Annotated in this window: 14 protein-coding genes and 1 riboswitch; of the genes, 12 read left to right on the forward strand and 2 right to left on the reverse strand. The window is 42.8% G+C overall.

The features are described 5' to 3' along the window. Positions 1 to 260 precede the first annotated feature (260 nt). The 5 genes from J8L84_RS13820 to J8L84_RS13840 all read left to right on the forward strand — a co-directional run bounded on the left by J8L84_RS13820 (position 261) and on the right by J8L84_RS13840 (position 7458). Positions 261 to 3098, forward strand: coding sequence for a TonB-dependent receptor (locus J8L84_RS13820; RefSeq protein ID WP_211071196.1), 2838 nt, complete (start codon positions 261 to 263; stop codon positions 3096 to 3098). Between the two features lie 63 nt (positions 3099 to 3161). Continuing rightward, positions 3162 to 4298 (forward strand): 2OG-Fe(II) oxygenase, encoded by a 1137-nt coding sequence (locus J8L84_RS20685; protein WP_211071197.1) that lies wholly within the window; start codon positions 3162 to 3164, stop codon positions 4296 to 4298. 45 nt (positions 4299 to 4343) lie between these two features. Beyond that, entirely contained in the window at positions 4344 to 4625 is a 282-nt protein-coding gene (locus J8L84_RS13830; RefSeq protein WP_057793209.1) for a hypothetical protein, read from the forward strand. 53 nt (positions 4626 to 4678) lie between these two features. Continuing rightward, positions 4679 to 5653 (forward strand): aspartyl/asparaginyl beta-hydroxylase domain-containing protein, encoded by a 975-nt coding sequence (locus J8L84_RS13835; protein ID WP_211071198.1) that lies wholly within the window; start codon positions 4679 to 4681, stop codon positions 5651 to 5653. Between the two features lie 2 nt (positions 5654 to 5655). Next, positions 5656 to 7458, forward strand: a complete 1803-nt coding sequence (locus tag J8L84_RS13840) for a tetratricopeptide repeat protein (RefSeq protein ID WP_211071199.1) — start codon at positions 5656 to 5658, stop codon at positions 7456 to 7458. Between the two features lie 101 nt (positions 7459 to 7559). Here J8L84_RS13840 and J8L84_RS13845 read toward each other — a convergent pair whose 3' ends face one another. Beyond that, on the reverse strand, positions 7560 to 8120 hold the full coding sequence (locus J8L84_RS13845; protein WP_211071200.1) for a 2OG-Fe(II) oxygenase: 561 nt from the start codon (positions 8118 to 8120) through the stop codon (positions 7560 to 7562). A gap of 660 nt (positions 8121 to 8780) precedes the next feature. Here J8L84_RS13845 and J8L84_RS13850 point away from each other — a divergent pair. The 6 genes from J8L84_RS13850 to J8L84_RS13875 are packed head-to-tail and all read left to right on the forward strand — an operon-like array spanning position 8781 to position 13724. Continuing rightward, positions 8781 to 9542 carry a DUF3450 domain-containing protein gene (locus J8L84_RS13850; protein ID WP_211071201.1) on the forward strand — a complete coding sequence of 254 codons (762 nt, stop codon included), beginning with the start codon at positions 8781 to 8783 and terminating at the stop codon, positions 9540 to 9542. A 6-nt stretch (positions 9543 to 9548) separates the two neighbouring features. Next, positions 9549 to 10907: a MotA/TolQ/ExbB proton channel family protein gene (locus J8L84_RS13855; RefSeq protein ID WP_211071202.1), complete on the forward strand. Its 1359-nt coding sequence runs from the start codon at positions 9549 to 9551 to the stop codon at positions 10905 to 10907. 1 nt (position 10908) lies between these two features. Further along, positions 10909 to 11433: a MotA/TolQ/ExbB proton channel family protein gene (locus tag J8L84_RS13860; RefSeq protein ID WP_211071203.1), complete on the forward strand. Its 525-nt coding sequence runs from the start codon at positions 10909 to 10911 to the stop codon at positions 11431 to 11433. Between the two features lie 11 nt (positions 11434 to 11444). Beyond that, on the forward strand, positions 11445 to 11843 hold the full coding sequence (locus tag J8L84_RS13865) for a biopolymer transporter ExbD (RefSeq protein ID WP_013785032.1): 399 nt from the start codon (positions 11445 to 11447) through the stop codon (positions 11841 to 11843). A gap of 1 nt (position 11844) precedes the next feature. Then, on the forward strand, positions 11845 to 12456 hold the full coding sequence (locus tag J8L84_RS13870) for an energy transducer TonB (RefSeq protein WP_211071204.1): 612 nt from the start codon (positions 11845 to 11847) through the stop codon (positions 12454 to 12456). A 2-nt stretch (positions 12457 to 12458) separates the two neighbouring features. After that, positions 12459 to 13724 (forward strand): tetratricopeptide repeat protein, encoded by a 1266-nt coding sequence (locus tag J8L84_RS13875; RefSeq protein WP_211071205.1) that lies wholly within the window; start codon positions 12459 to 12461, stop codon positions 13722 to 13724. Between the two features lie 67 nt (positions 13725 to 13791). On the opposite strand, the gene J8L84_RS13880 is transcribed toward J8L84_RS13875, so the two are convergent. Then, positions 13792 to 16245, reverse strand: a complete 2454-nt coding sequence (locus J8L84_RS13880) for a GNAT family N-acetyltransferase (protein ID WP_211071206.1) — start codon at positions 16243 to 16245, stop codon at positions 13792 to 13794. A 68-nt stretch (positions 16246 to 16313) separates the two neighbouring features. On the opposite strand from J8L84_RS13880, the gene J8L84_RS13885 reads away from it, so the two are divergent. After that, complete coding sequence (locus tag J8L84_RS13885; RefSeq protein WP_013785028.1) at positions 16314 to 16742, forward strand: hotdog domain-containing protein; 429 nt, start codon at positions 16314 to 16316, stop codon at positions 16740 to 16742. 113 nt (positions 16743 to 16855) lie between these two features. Further along, positions 16856 to 16965: riboswitch (TPP riboswitch) on the forward strand. Positions 16966 to 16985: the final 20 nt, after the last annotated feature.

A 16985-nucleotide genomic window follows, 5' to 3' on the forward strand; every position in this document is an offset into this window, starting at 1 on the left:
AAGTCGCCTCAACTGAATTGGCCGAAAAGTAAACAGTAAAATGTGTTTGATATGTAAATTGTAAGTAAACATTTACAGAAAAAGGAAAAATAAACGAAAAAAATTGAACTTTTAATTATTCCTCTCCCGATCTCAGTTGACCGTTTACTCTTGTTGTGTTTATTATCTTAGTGAGGCTTTGACCTTACTAATAATAATTCGTTATAAACGATTTTAGAAATACACACTAAACAAGCTTTAGTGGTCCAGGGAGACAACACATGTTTACAAATTCTAAGCTGGCTAAGTCAGTTAGGTTGGCCTGCGCGTTCGGCGCGGTTTCAACAATAAGTTTTTCTGGTGCAGTTGCTGCACAAGAAGCTGAAGAAGCAGCCGATTCTGTTGAAAAAATCGAAGTAACTGGTTCTCGTATCCGTCGTACAGACATTGAAGGTGCTAACCCAGTAACGGTTATGACCCGTGTTGACATCGAAAAATTCGGTATCACTTCAATCGGTGACGTACTTCAAGCTATCCCATCTGCTGGTTCAGCAATCAACACCAACAACAACAACGGTGGTAATGGTACAACGACTATTAACATTCGTGGTATCGGTTCTAACCGTACTCTTGTTCTTGTAAACGGTAAACGTTGGGCTCCAGGCATTACTGGTTCCGTTGACCTTAACAACATTCCTTCTTCTATCATTGAGCGTATCGAAGTACTTAAAGATGGTGCTTCAGCGGTATACGGTTCAGATGCGGTTGCAGGTGTTGTAAACATTATCACTCGTCAAGATTTCGAAGGCGTTCACGCTTCTGGCTACCTTGGTCAATACGACGAAGGAGATGGTAACAAAGAATCGTGGGATATCGGTTTCGGTGTTGCTAATGACAGAGGTAACGTATACTTCAACGTAAGTTACGTAGAAGAAGAGCCAACATTTGCAGGAGATCGTGAGATTTCTGCAGTACCAGTGTTTGGCGCTCCTACAGGCTACGGCGGTTCATCGGGTACTCCTAATGGTCGTTTTTGGTATTTCGATGATGAAGCTACTTCATTCAACGTTCAAAACGATGGTCAAGGTGGATTAATTCCTTGGACTGGTAGCAGTGCATTTAACTTTGCTCCTCTTAACTACCTTTCTACACCTCAAGAGCGTATTAACCTTTACTCACAAGGCCGTTATGAATTAACAGACAACGTTTCTGTTAACGTAACTGGTTTCTACGGCAACAGACGTTCTTCACAGCTTCTTGCTCCAACACCATTATTTATCGGTAACGCTGCTGGTACATCAGGTGTAACAATTGCTGCAAATAACCCTTATAACCCAACAGGTCTTGATTTAACAGATACTGCTGGCTTCGGTGAAGCGAACAGCTTGTTCTTCGCTGGCCGTCGTATGATGGAAGCGGGTTACCGTGAATTTGCTCAAAACGTTGATCAGTTCCAATTCAATGGTGGCTTTGACGGTGTTATTGAACTGGGCGATCAAGAGTATTACTGGGATGCAACTTACACGTATGCAGACATTACTCAGAATACGCTAACTGACGGTCTTCTTAATATGGACCGCGTAGCACTAGCCTTGGGTGACGTTGATACCTGTGCTGCTACTGATGGTTGTGTGCCATTAAACTTCTTCGGTGGCGCGACTGCTATCGGCGAAGGTACAATCACGCAAGAAATGCTTGATTACATTCAATTCACCGCACAAGACGCGCTTAACTCTACTTTAGAAAGCTACGCGGCAAATATCTCTGGTGAAGTTTTTGAATTACCTGCTGGTTATCTTGCATTTGCTGCTGGTTACGAAAAACGCTGGCAGTCAGGTTACGACCAACCTGATGCACTAATTGCAGCTGGTATTACTTCTGGTAACTCTCGTCAACCTACTTCAGGTTCATTCAGTGTTGAAGAAGTTTACTTAGAAGTTGCTATCCCTCTTATCTCAGATGTTGAGTTTATTGAGCAATTAGATTTAGAACTTGCTACTCGTTACTCTGACTACAGCAACTTCGGCGACACTACAAACTCAAAAGTTGGTTTGAAATGGCGCATCAATGAAGATGTATTAGTTCGTGGTACATGGTCAGAAGCATTCCGCGCACCTTCGCTATCTGAATTGTTCCTAGGTAACAGCGACAGTTTCGCAACGCTAATTGACCCATGTAATGGCGGTGAAGCTGCAAATGCCAACAGCCCAGGCTGTGCCGGTATCCCTGCTGCTTACGAGCAACCTAACCCACAGATCAGAACAACTGTTGGTGGTAACGTAGATCTAGAACCTGAAGAAGCAGAAAGCTTTACATATGGTTTCGTATACTCACCAGCGCAAGTTGAAGGTCTGTCAATCACATTTGACGTATTCGACATTGAAGTGGACAACGCAGTATCAACTGTTGGTGCTCAACGTATCCTAGATGCTTGTGCAACTACTGGCACTACGTTCTGTTCACTGATTGAACGTAACAGCGGCGGTGTAGTAACTGAGTTGTTCAACGGCCTTGTTAACCTTGGTGGTCAAACGACATCTGGTTTCGATTATAACGTAGCGTATAACTTCGATACTGAATACGGTGATTTCCGAGTGAACTGGGACGGTACTTATGTAGACGACCGTACTAGTATCTTTGTTGACCCTGTAACTGGTGAATCAATCTCGGAAAATGATGCTGGTAAAGCATTTGACCGTGACATTATTCCTCGTATCCGTACTAACTTGTCTGTTACTTGGGCATACGAAGATTGGACTGCTAACTACTTAGTTCGCTTCATTGGCGGAACGACAGAAGCATGTTCGTTCGATGACGATACTGATGATGCAGGTAACTTCCTAGAAGATACATTGTGTAGTGATCCAGGCGTAAGCGTGTTTGCTGAAGATGGAAGCCTTGAGTCTAAAGATAGCTTCAACGAGCTAGACGCGATGGCTTACCACGACGCTTCAGTAGGTTACTCAGTAACAGAGAACCTTCGTTTGACATTTGGTGTTAACAACTTATGGGATACTGATCCTGAAGTTTCTTACACTACATTTGCAAACAGCTTCGATCCTTCAATGTATGAAATTCCTGGACGTTTCTTCTACGGTCGTATCAACGTAGACTTCTAAGCACAGGCATTTAATTGCATTTTACAAAGGCCTCTTATGAGGCCTTTTTTATGAGGGTAAATTGTGAATTCAGTACAGCAGTTGCTTGACCAGGCTCAGTATCATCAACAGCAAGGCGCCATTGATAAGTCTATGGCATTGCTTGGTGAAGCCGGTAAACTAGGCAACATTTATGCTGCCTTAGATTTTGCCTATTATAAGGTGAGTAGTGACCCGAATTTGGCTCTTCTTTATCTTCAGTCTATTCCTGATACTAAACACCCCACAGTTCGTTACCACAAGACGCTGATTACTCGATTTTATATTGAAGGTAGCTTTAGCCGAAGCACTATAAATGAACTGATCGATTTAGCGCAGAATGGACATGCAGAATCTTTGCTAGTGCTATCTTGTTGGTGCTCTGAAGATGAAAAGACCTATCTTCAGGTTGTTAGTGTTATGGCGAAATTAACGCCGAATATATATCGGCAACTCGTTAACGATGATAGGCAGGTGCTAACGACTTCCCTCGAACCTCTAGATGAAAGTAATATTGAATTTGCTATTCGAGCTCGTGAAGCAAAGTTGCGCTCACTTGAACTTGAAGTTTTAAATGAAGATATATCATTAGTGCGTGTTAAAAATGCATTGTCAGCATTTGAGTGTCGTTATCTAAAGCAACGCTTCATGCCACTTTTAACCCGTTCGATGGTTGCTAGCCCTGCGGATGGAAGCCCTATGGTTGATTCTATTCGTACCAGCGAGGTTGGCGTTATTCTATCTGAAATGGCAGATTGGATTGTTAGAGATATAGATACGAGAATGGCAGATATCTCAGGCACTGAAACATCCAATGGGGAGCCTTTAAATTTACTTCGCTACAAAGAAGGGCAAGAATACAAAGCCCATTATGATGCGTTTTCTCACAAACAGCGTGAGCAAGCGGAGTTTATTGAGGAAGGTGGGCAGCGTGCAAATACTGTTCTTGCTTATTTAAACTCAATGAGTAGCAATGGTGAAACCCATTTCCCTAAATTAGACATTAAAATAAAGCCTGAACTAGGAACCGTTATTTCATTTAAAAATATTGATGAAAATAACGAGATATTAAAAGCCAGTTTACACCTTGGCGCGCCAGTTGCTGACGGTGAGAAATGGACGCTTACAAAATGGATAAGAATTAACCAGACACAGTATGGTATTTTAACCCACGGAACTTAAACCTACGGTACTTTAACCCAATAAACTTTGAATAAGGATTTATAAATGTTTAAAACGATTTTAGTCAGTCTTGCTATTTCTGCCACTTTGGTGGGTTGCGGCTCTACAAGTAATAAAACTGCAGCAGTAGCTACCAATAAAACTGAAGAGATAGCTAGCAATCAAGAGCGTGATGATCAAATTTGTAAAATGGAAAAGCGAATTGGTTCTAACATGATGCGTCGTGTTTGTTATACAGTAGAAGAAAGAGAACGTATGGAAGAAGCGTCTCGAGAAGGTTGGATACGTATGCAACGTGGTACCGAAACATCAGGTTCAGACAATTAGAATAATAAACGGAGCTGACGTTTTTACGCAGCTCCATTTACCTCAGGTTTTCAATGACACCTTTATATATATCTACCCTCAATGACATTGAGAAAATGTTGTCGAAAGGAGATTTTGACCAAGCGCTTTCCTTATATGTTACGTTAAATAGTCAAAATTCAGATTATCTTGATTCTAAGTCAGGAGAAATGACTAGGTCACGTTTTTCTCACATACAGAATGCAGCTAATTTAGCACGTAGGGACGGTTACACACGCTTGCAATTCATGGAGTCGGTATCACCAAGGTTAAAGAAGTCGCTCGCACTTTTTTTTGGTGTCGAATTTCATCCTTTCCAAAACGAACTTCAAAAACCAAGTTTCTTTTATATTCCCGACTTACCAAGTAAACCTTTTTATCAAGCGGACGAAATTGGAGGGTTAACTGATTGGATAGTAGAGCTTCAAAGCCACAAAGATGAACTTCTAAACGTTGGGAAACGAGCAAACGTTAAGTATGTAGGTGAGTTTGAGAATGTACCAGCTACTGAGACATGGGATAAGCTTCGCGATGAATGGTTATCTACTCATCTACTAAAAGAAGGCAAGAGCTGTTCAGCGTTTGAAAGTTTATCATTAGCGTTACGTAGTGAACTTGAAAATGCCCCCTTAGCTTTCTGCCCTCCACATGCCCCAGAGGTTTTTCTCTCGGTACTTAAACCCGACGCTTACATACCCCCGCATTACGGTATTTCAAACTGTAAGCTGACTGTGCATATTCCTTTGCAGGTAACTGAACATGCGAGCTTAACTGTCGGGGGAGAGACTTTTAATTGGGGGCAGGCTAACAAGCACCTTGTTTTTGATGATAGTTTTATACATTCAGCGTCTAATAAGTCTGACAAAGAGCGGGCAGTATTAATACTTGATGTTTGGCATCCAGTATTGACTCTCGATGAGAGAGAGGCGATAACCCAGTTTATGTCCGTATTGTCGAAATGGAATGAAGGGGCGGGTAAGCTTATGAATTTAGATCGTGGCTTAGGGTAGTTATGGCTATTGATAAAATGGGAGTGTTGCGGCAAGTAGTTAATGCTTTTCAACAAGGAAAGTACGACTATGTGATTCAATTTATAGGTGCTAATCCTAGCATTCTAAAGCTTGATCCTGTGGCTGTTCAGGTATATTCAAGTGCCCTTAGAAAGACGAGAGATGTAGCACGTGCAGAATCAGTCATTATAAAAGGGTTAAAAACATTTAAAGGGAGCCCTAAACTTCTCAACAGCTTGGGTACAACACAACTGGAATTGGGGAAGGCAAAGAACGCAGTGCAATCGTTCAAGAAAGCACTGGCCACAAATCCTCTCGATGTTGAAGTTAAATATAACCTTGCCAGGGCGTATAAAGAAGTTGGCTTATTTAATGAAGCGGAAGCCATTTTTGTAGATGTTATTCGCAAAAAAACGACTTATAGCCAAGCCAATATTCATCTTGCTGATGTATACGTTAATCTAGGTGCTTTAGAAAAGGCGCAGTCGTGTTTAATGTCAACGTTAGAAACAGACCCTACGAATGTCGTCGCATTGAACAACTTGGGTAACGTGCTTAGGAAGATGAACGACTTTGAAGCGTCAGCACAGCGCTTTGAAGCCGCAATAAAGCTACAACCCGCTAATAGTACCTTACGACGAAATTTAGCTGCAACCTTAGTGCTATTAAATCGTCGCGAAGAAGCCAAACAGTGTTTTATGGACGCTGTATCATTAACTCCTCTAGATTGGACAGCACAAGAAGAGCTCGCTTCTTTTTTATGGGAAGAAGGTGTTGAATCTCCTTTTGAGTATATCGAGCCTCATATCAATCAAAAAGGTGCGAATACGGAGTTTGTCTTAGCCTACATAAAGTTATTAGTGCGGGCAGATCAATTTCAAAAAGCGCTTGATGTACTTAATAGCCAAGCAGAGTTATTACGTACTAGTCTCGATTTTTATATATATCAAGCACGGGTCTATCGAGAGTTAGGGGACTATCACGCATCGCTAGACTATGTTGAAAAAGGTGAAAAGCTAAAAGTTAAAAATAGCATAGGACTCGATAGCGAGGCTGGATATACCTTACTAAGTTTAGGCCGGGTAAAAGAGGCACACACTAAATTTGCTAAATTAGTGAAGCAAGAGCCACTGAATCAGGGGTGGTGGACAATGCTTTCTACGTGCTATTACCTACAAAATGAAGAAAGTAAGTATGATTGGTTGTGTAATTATCAACAATTGCTGGCTGTGGTGCCAGTTTTACCCAGTAAAGAGGGTAGGCAGAGCCTAAACAATGCATTGCGTGATGTGCTTGAGGCTTTGCACCAAAATGAACGCCACCCTATTGGGCAATCGTTGAGAAATGGTACCCAGACCTATGAAAATCTCTTTGATGATAACAATGAGGTAATAAATACCCTGTCCGGCCTTATTCTTGACAGAGCAGGGGAGTTCATTAAATTACAAAGTACAGATAGAAAACATCCTTTCTTATCTCGCTTGAGTAAAGATTTAACGTTTAAAGGCTCATGGTCAGTAAAGTTACGTTCCGATGGTTATCATCGTTCGCACTATCATCCTGAGGGGTGGTTAAGCGGCGTGTATTATGTAGACGTACCAGACGCTGTAAACCAGCACGGGGAAGGGTGGTTAACTTTTGGTAGAGCTGATATAGCAAACCAAAATTTTGAAGGTGACTTCTCAGTGAAGCCTCACTCGGGTAACCTTATCCTGTTTCCTTCGTATATGTGGCATGGAACCAATGCATTCACTAGCAGTACCGCTAGACTCACGGTAGCATTTGATATCATCCCAAGTCATTAACTTGGGATGTTTAATTAAACAGAGCGATGACTATGCCACTTTGGGTAAATGGCTTTAACGTTTAGATGCTTGTCTTTACAGTGAATAAACAACACCAATGATTAGCTGGCCAATTCGAGTTTAAACGCTAAGGTATATCTAGGCGTATAGCAAATACGGTTAGGCGGTCTGCCTACGTGTTTTATAGCACCATGAAAGATGCTGACTCGACCAGGTTTAGGGGTGCAAGCAAATAGACAATCATCATGTTCGTTGAAAAACATGGTTTCACCACCCCATTCTATATCCCATGTTGGCGAAATATAGACTAATACAGTGAGTTCGTCGGCACCGGGCATGCAATCTGTGTGAGTAAAAAGCATATCACCAAAAGAAGCGTGATTTACGTAGCCTCTATAAGCCTTATAGGTTTTACCTGTAAGCGTTTGAACCGCACTAATTGCACGATTATAAACAGGTAAGCTTTGTATTTGTTCGCCAGATAAATTCACTGCCCAATGACGAAACTCTTTTGTGTCAGGCCTCGCAATCTCATTGCGTTTAAATGCACTGACTTCCAGACCGTTAAATATACCTTGCGCCTCTTGTGAAGAGCATAATCCGTCGAAAATCCAAAGTGGTTTATCATCAATTGATACGGAATGTGTAGCTTCATACTTCATGGATTAATCCCGATACTTCATTTTTTTATTAAGTTTATCCTATAGCGTTTAGCATTTATACCTAACACCTATAAGTGACGAAAATCCAGATAAGAAAAGGAAGCTCTGTATTACAAAAGTGGCATGGCGTTAACATTTAGTGAATCGCTGCACCAAAATGTCACCTTTCATTTGAAGGGATGCTGTATACGCCTGTTTTTGATGGTATGACCACCAAATTGTGGAAATGAAAAGTTAATACCAAGTGATTTTTTTGAGTGATAGATGATGAAGATGAAGCTTATATTGAACTCTGTAGGAAATTGCGGTGCCATACCCCCCAAATTTGCTATAAAGCCAAGTAAAAACTGGGTATATTTTTGCTGATAGACAAAAAAATAACCCCGTATTTGCCAGTTATTTGTACGTTGGAATGAATTCTGCAGGAGAATTCGAACGTATATTAAACAGATGATGAAAAATCTACTTGGTGTAAACAGGGTGTTACTTGACTCAGTGCTGTAATCCGTGTGAGTATAATACGTTCGTAGTACTGGAAGCTAAGGTCCGTACTACATTCCTAAAACATAATTGTAAAAGTTTAATACGCCCCTTGCCCGAACTGTTTTCCTTTATCGGCGAGGATTCAAATAAGAAATTTGGTTGGGAACTATGTCCAAAATGAGCAAGAGAACTCTTATTGCTTCTACTGTTATCGGTGCTTTCGCACTAACAGGTAGTGCAGTCTCTGCAGATACGCTTGATGACCTTCATAAAGAAGAAGCGAAAATCCACGCGGCTGCAGCGAAATCTCAGGAAAAAATCAACACGTTGTTTGAACAGTCTCAAGAATTACTGGTTGAATACCGTCAAACAGTAGATGAGACAGAAAACCTCAAAATATACAATGACTACATTGCGAGTCTTGTAGCAGATCAACAACGTGGAATTGACTCTTTGCAACGTCAGATTGACAGCATCGAGCAAACTAAGCAGGGCATCGTTCCTCTTATGTTCCGCATGATCGATAGTCTTGAGAAATTCATCAAACTTGACCGTCCTATTCACTTAGATGAGCGTCTAGAGCGTGTTCAGCGTTTACGTGATGTTATGTCTAACTCTAACGTAACTGTTTCAGAACAGTTCCGCCAAGTAATCGAAGCATACTTGGTTGAAGTTGAGTACGGCACTAAGATTAACTCTTACCAAGGTACTATCGATAGCAACGGCACTGAAGTGACTGTTGACTTCTTTAACCTAGGTCGTACTGCACTAGTGGCATTGTCTCTTGACCAAGAAAACGCTTGGGCATGGAACAATGAAAGCCGCGCATGGGAACAGCTTGGAGACGAGTATGTGTCTTCAGTTGTTGACGCAGTTAAAATGGCTAATAACGTCATTCCTGCGGACCTGATCAAACTACCAATTAGTGCAGCGGAGTAATTGTTAATGAAACCAGTATTCAAATCTCTTTTAACCGCTGCCACTCTTGCGGTTGTAGCAACCGGAGCTCAGGCTCAGGAAGCAAAGAGCCTTAAAGAACTTCTAGACCAAGTTCAGGATAACCGTGTTTCTGAAACACGTATCAACAAACAGCGTGAAGCAGAATTCCAATCTGCTCGTGCAGACAAGCAAGCGCTTCTTCGCAAAGCAGAATCTGAATTGAAAGCTGAACAAGGTCGTGGCGATCGTCTTCAACAACAATTCTCTGACAACGAAGTAACGCTAAACGAAAAAGCCGCTGAGCTAGATCAGGCAACTGGTACGCTTGGTGAGATGTTCGGTGTGGTTCGTCAAGCGTCTTCTGAAGCTTACGGCCGTGTTGCTACATCAATCGTTAGTGCTCAATTCCCAGGCCGTGGTGAGTTCCTAGCTGGAATGGCAGAAGACTCTAAAGGTCTTCCTAACATTCAAGAACTAGAAGACCTATGGTTTGCTCTACAGAAAGAAATGACTGAAGGTGGCGAAACAGTTCGTTTCACTACAGAAGTTGTTAACCTTGATGGCGGTTCTTCACAGCAAGAAGTTGTTCGTATCGGTACTTTCAACCTTGTAGGCGAAGATGGCTACCTAACTTATGATGCTGAAAACGAAATCGTTCAGCCTCTTGGTCGCCAACCAGACGGACACTTTGTAAGTTCAGCTGACGATTTAATCGCTGCGACTTCAGGTATGGTTCCTTTCTACGCTGACCCATCTCAAGGCGCAATCCTTGGTCTGTTGAAGCAAAAAGCGACTATGTCTGAGCGTTATCATGCAGGTGGTGTAGTAGGTTACACAATCACTGTAATGCTAGCGATTGGTCTACTTATCGGTCTTTACAAGCTAATCACGCTTACAGTAGTTGCTGGTAAAATGCGTTCACAGCTTAAAAACCCAGGTAACCCTTCAGATGGCAACCCTCTAGGTCGCATCTTGAAAGTTTATCAAGAGAACAAAGCTGCTGATGCTGAAAACTTAGAACTTAAACTTGATGAAGCTATCCTACGTGAACTTCCACGTATCGAAAGCGGCATTAACGTAATCAAGATCTTCGCAGCAATCGCACCTCTACTAGGTCTACTAGGTACGGTACTAGGTATGATCGCGACGTTCCAAACAATCACATTGTTCGGTACAGGCGACCCTCGTATGATGGCTGGTAGTATCTCTATGGCGCTTGTAACTACGGCTCAAGGTATTATCGCGGCATTGCCACTGATTCTTACTCACAGCATCGTAGCTTCACGTAGCAAATCAATCATCCACATTCTTGATGAGCAAACTGCGGGTATCGTAGCAGCTCATTCAGAGTCGGAGAGAGTTTAGAATGAATTACCTGATTGGATTATTTGAATCGGTCAGGGATTTTATCGCTACCGGCGGTGACGTGCTTTATTTCGTTGCTGCCGCGCTCTTTCTCATGTGGGTTTTAATGATTGAGCGTTATTGGTATTTAACCTCGGTCTTCCCAACGGTGAAGAAAAACATCATCAAAAATTGGGATGCCCGAGCAGATACCACATCTTGGTATGCGCATAGAATCCGTGACGCGTGGATTTCTCAGGCGTCAGATGATCTGAACGCTAGAATGCTGATTATTCGCACCATTATTGCAATGTGTCCGTTAATCGGGCTACTGGGAACAGTAACCGGTATGATCGGTGTTTTCGAGACGATGGCGACACAAGGCACCAGCAATGCAAGATTAATGGCAGCTGGTATCTCCATGGCAACAATCCCGACTATGGCGGGAATGGTAGCCGCGCTTTCTGGACTGTTCATCAGTTCTCGTCTTGAAGCGAAAGTGAAGCTGGCACGCGAAGGGTTAGTTGATAGCCTGCCACATCATTAGAGAGAGATATTATGGCTCGAAAAGTCAGAATCGAGGAAGAAGACGCACAGATTGACATGACACCCATGTTGGATATCGTGTTTATCATGCTGATCTTCTTTATCGTTACCACTGTTTTCGTTAAAGAAGCAGGGATTGAAGTTAATAAGCCCGACGCGAGCCAGGCGGTTCTTCACAAGAACGCGAACATCTTCATAGCAGTTACAGAAGATGGGAGCGTTTGGTTAGATAAACGTGAAGTAGCGCCGGACAGCGTTAGAGCGAATATTGAACGACTGCTTACCGAGCAGCCAACTGACTATGTAATCATTCAGGCTGATGTTAAGGCCAAGCATGGTTTGGTAGTGGAAATAATGGACCAGGTTAAAGCTGCAGGCGTTAACCGTGTCTCGGTAGCGGCAAGGGGTTAAGATGTTACGTATAATTGTATCTATATTGTTAGGTGCTGGTGTTGCATTTGCCCTGTTCGTACTTATGGCTAAGTTGATTGAAAACTCAGCCAGACCGGCGGACGAAGTACCTGAAGCACCGGTAATCGATATTGTGATGCAGGAACCAGACGATCAGACGCAAACGCGTCAACGTGTTCCGCCTCCACCTCCACCTCCGCCTCAGCAGCCTCCTAAAATGGAGCTTGTTGAGCCAGAAGCAGCTGAACCGGATGCAGATGGCTTTAGCCTAGCAATCCCAGCTATTGATACTGGTGGTGTTGGTGTAAACATTGGTGGTGTCGGCGCTATGCAGCGCGATGGCGACGCTACTCCAATCGTTCGTATCGATCCGAAATATCCACCTGACGCAGCCCGTGATGGCCGTGAAGGTTGGGTAAGATTGTCTTTCACTATTAATGAAATTGGTGGTGTAGACGATATCGAAGTAATTGAAGCTGAACCTAAGCGTGTATTCGACCGTGAGGCACGACGTGCATTACGTAAGTGGAAATACAAGCCTAAGATTGTTGACGGCAAAGCTGTTAAGCAGACTGGCATGTTCGTACAGCTAGACTTTAAACTGGAGCAATGATCATGATGAAAAATAAATTCAAAATGTCTGCATTTGCTTTAGTGCTTGGTGCCGGTGCAGTGTTTTCTGCACCAGCGGCACTAGCGCAGTCTTCACCTGTTATGTGCCCTGGTTACGAAAAAGCCAAAACAACCTTAGTAGGCGAGCGTACAGGTAAAAAAGTTCAAAAAGCATTTGAATTTTACAACGAAGATCAAGTTGATGAAGCGTTAAACATTTTATATGAAATTGACCCTTCTGAAGACTTCGATGCTGCGTATGTAAATCGCTTTATTGGTAACTTATTAGCTGCACAAGAAGGTAAAGGTTCTAAAGCACTTGGTTATTTAAACCAGTCTGTAGAACCTAAAGTATTGAATGACCTTGAGCATTCTCAAACACTTAAGTTATTAGGTGATTTGAACATGCAAGAGAACAAATATACTGATGCGATTAAATGGTATAACGCGTGGATGGACTTTACGTGTAAAGAAGATGCAGACGTTTATACCCGTTTAGCGCAAGCTTATTATGAAGCAGGCCAATTAGATAAGATGATTGAGCCAGCTGACAGAGCGATAGCTTTGTATGATGAGCCGAACAAAAACCCTTATGTGTTAAAGCTAACGTCATACTACGAGCGTAAGATGTTTCCTCAAACAGTGGCAGTTGCAGAAGAATTAGTTCGCAATTTCCCTGAGGAACCTCGCTGGTGGACTCAGCTTGGCTTCTTCTACCTTTCAGTAGAAGACTTCGAGAAGGGCTTATCTACGTTTGAGATGGCTTACATCCAAGGCTACCTTAAGAAAGTAAACGAGATTAAAACGTTATCTCAGTTATTCCAAACTAACGGCATGCCTTTTAAAGCTGCTCAAATTTTGGAAAAACACGTTAAATCTGGTTTGCTAGAAGAAGATGCAGATATGCTAGCTAGCATTGCTAACGCATATCACCAGGCTAAAAACTATGACAAGGCTGCTACGCTTTACGCTAAAGCTGCTGCGAAGAGTTCAGACCCTGAGCATTACAGAAAGCAAGGTACCTTGTTGCTAGTTGCTGAAGATTACAAAGGCGCGATTAAAGCATTAAACAATGCATTAGAGCGTGGTGTAGAAAACCCTGGTAAAGTTCACTTCACACTTATGGAAGCGAACTTCTATGCAGGCGACTTCAGAGAAGCTTATAAGCACATCCAAGAAGCGAAGAAAGATCGCTCGCTACGTCGTAATGCGGCGGCTTGGGAGCCTTACATTAAAGAGAAGGCTAAAAACCGCGGTATTAACATTTAGTAGTTATACCGATAAATAAAAAGGCCTCCATTTGGAGGCCTTTTTTTTGCTAAAAATAGACCCAGGTTTATATTGTTGTAGAAGCCAACATATTGCCTATCTTTTTTCTTAATGACTCAGTTAATGCTTTACGACCATTCACGCCTAAAAGCTTTATAAGCTTATTGGTGGGTAGTGGGGAATTAGTCAGTAATAAAAGAAGTTCAGGCGTGACTTCATCCGTTTCACTCGTGCACGTTTTAATAGGGCTCTCAGTATGCTTAGCACACTGGGTGGACACAGATACCTCTGCGGCCAACGCGTTTATTGCTAAGCTAACTTGGTTTAATGGTCTAGTCGCATCAACGAACTGATTTAGTTTTTTTATTAGTGTATTTCGAGTGATGGTTGGAAGCTTACTGATAGGAACAATGTCGGTTGCTTGGCTATGGGTAAATAAGCATGACAATACTTCTTGTTGTGGCCCAAAGCGTTCAGAGATACTTTTTACAACCAATGCACTGGTTTCACCGCTCGCTTTATTAGGTTTTTCCCCCATATCCACAAGCGTAAATCCGCATTGCTGCCAAAAGTGATTAAGCTTGTCAGAAGCGCCATAAGAGCTAGTCAGTGCATCTATGTTTTGTGCAGAGGCTTGCTCGTTAATAAAGCTTACCAGGCCTCTACCTAGCCCTCGGCCTTGTAGATGAGGAGCAACTGCTATGCGATTTATTCTCCAGTACCGATACGATGCAGTGGAGGGGTTTGCCGTGAGTAGCGTAAGCCTCTGCGCCCCTAAATGGCCTTTAGGGCGGCGGGAACCATTTGCAATTCCTTCACGTACATCTGCTAAAGGCTCGCCGCCTTCACAATTTATTATTGCTGCAGCGATTAAACGAGAGTCGGCCCATTGGGTAAACAATACGATATCTGGGCTGTCACAAAGCCGCATGAAGTCGTCAGGAGTGGTTTGATAGTGTGCAGTGGCTAACAGTTGCATCACACAATGTAATTCGTGTTCCGACAATGCAGACACCAAACCTATCCTGTAGTCACCGCTAAATTTATCTGGCGGTGCTTTTTGTTGTAATTTTTGCCGTAGTTCTTGCCTTAGTTCTCGCAGTATTTCTGGCGGTGCTCCACTAAAGGTATTAAATGACTCTGTTCCTTCAAATAAGCAAATATTATGTATGAGGCTTTCTAGTTTATCGTTCTGTATCCAACGAAGCGGTGTGCTTAATGAAAGGTGCAAAGCGCCTTCAGCATTAAAAGCCGGTAGCATGCGTTGCATAAAGCCTTGTCCACTTCCTTCGTATCCCTGCAATGTTGTGCTGATCACATAGTTATCATGAGCGCCAATTAACAACTTAAGTACAGGTAAGGGGAAGGACGCTGCTTCGTCAATAATAAGTAAGTCATAGTCACCATTGATAAGCGCTGGGTTATCTGGCGCAAGCCACTGTGCAGATCCACTTTTCTCACTCTCTGAAGCTTGATGAGAGACTGCTTCACTAACAAAATCCTCAACAGCAAAAGCCGCTTTAGTGACAGTTCCAGCAATACCTGACTCATCATCAGTACTACCATTGGCATCAGTAGTACCATTAGAATTACTTGCACCATTTGAATTAGTGGCACCATTAGAATCAGTACCGCAATTAGCAGCCAGGCTTCCTTGTGCCTTTTTCTCTGAATTTGATGACTCTATGTCTATTCCTATGCCTATGCGAATATGCTTGAAAAGGGTGCTCGTGTTTTCACGAATGGCGCTAGTGATTACTATTTTTTCGCCCTTTTTAAGCCTTGATGCAACAAACATCCCTAAAAGCGCAGACTTTCCTCTGCCTCTAGGCGCTGTGATGACAGCTTTACGATTACCTTGCGACCACTTGTTTGTCAGGCAATCAAATGCCGCCTGCTGTTCAACTGATTTGAACTGTGGCCTACGGGTTTCCTCACCATCTAATGGCTGTGTTGCGTGTGCGTTTTCTGATACTACCTGATTGATAGAGCTCTCAGAGGTAACCGGGTTTAGCCGGTTTAACAAATTTACGGTATCACCAGCTACCCAATCAGGAATATGGCTGTTGTTGGAGCTCCAAATGGCTACATGTTTATCGTTTTTTAGTATTGCGACAAGCCTTTTTATATACAGGCTTGGTGATGCAGTAAAACCATGTGACAGGTGACTAGGGCGGGTGTGCAAATGCCAAGCGTCGAGCGTAGGGCAGCATAAAATAAGACACCCACCCCATCGAATGGTGCCAGCAATGGCCATGAGGTTTCCAGGGTTGAACCCTTGATGAGCATGTACCACCCCGATATCGCATTCATTACCTAACAAATGTTTACGGCGCAGTGAGTTCTCAGCCCCTACTTCTTTGACGATAAGTGTGGGGGGAATATCGCTTAAAATAGACGTTAAACTCTTATTTACCCACTCGTACTCACCAGAAAGCACAAGTAGACGACGATGCTCAGTATGTCGTGCTTGCGAATAAATAGGGTTAAACAACCATTGAGTTAATTCCGGTGGCGCCATAGGTGTGTTTTTTCGGTATAATTAAGACTTTCTCTGCTTATAGTAACTACTTATCTAAAGGAATTCGAATGCGCTTTCTTTCTCGGCGTCTAGTGATGCCAAACGACTTAAATTATGCCAACTCTTTATTTGGCGGCCGCGCGCTTGAATGGATTGATGAAGAGGCTGCTATTTGGGCAATTTGCCAATTAGAAACCAATTGTTTGGTAACCAAACATATTGGGGAAATTAGTTTTGAGTCTCCTGCACTGCAAGGTGATATTGTTGAGTTTGGTCTTGAGACTAAAGCCGTGGGTAGAACGTCGATTACGGTAAGTTGTCTAGTGCGCAATAAAGCCACTAAAAAAACCATCTGTTTCGCCGATGATATTGTCTTCGTTAAAGTAGACCCAGAATCACGTCAACCTGCAGCGCATGGTAAAACCCTTGAGGCGCTAGTGTCTCAAACTAACGAAGAAGTGCGAAAGCTTAATCTTGAATTAGAAGAACAAAAATAAGCTTACATAACACGAATAGCGTGCCTATTGTTACGTCAAGTTAACCGTTTAATATCTTGACGGTTTTGGCGTAACTGGTAGACTCCTCGCTGTATTTGGTATTCAAACCGAACGCATATACCAAGGGGTGTCCGTACCGCGGACTGAGATTCACATCATCACTGTGAGAACCCTTACACCTGATCCGGATAATGCCGGCGTAGGGATGGTTGACCACATAGTCGTATCACCTGCCGTACACCC

This window comes from Alteromonas sp. MMG017, from assembly GCF_018100795.1.
In the GTDB taxonomy this organism is placed as follows: domain Bacteria; phylum Pseudomonadota; class Gammaproteobacteria; order Enterobacterales; family Alteromonadaceae; genus Alteromonas.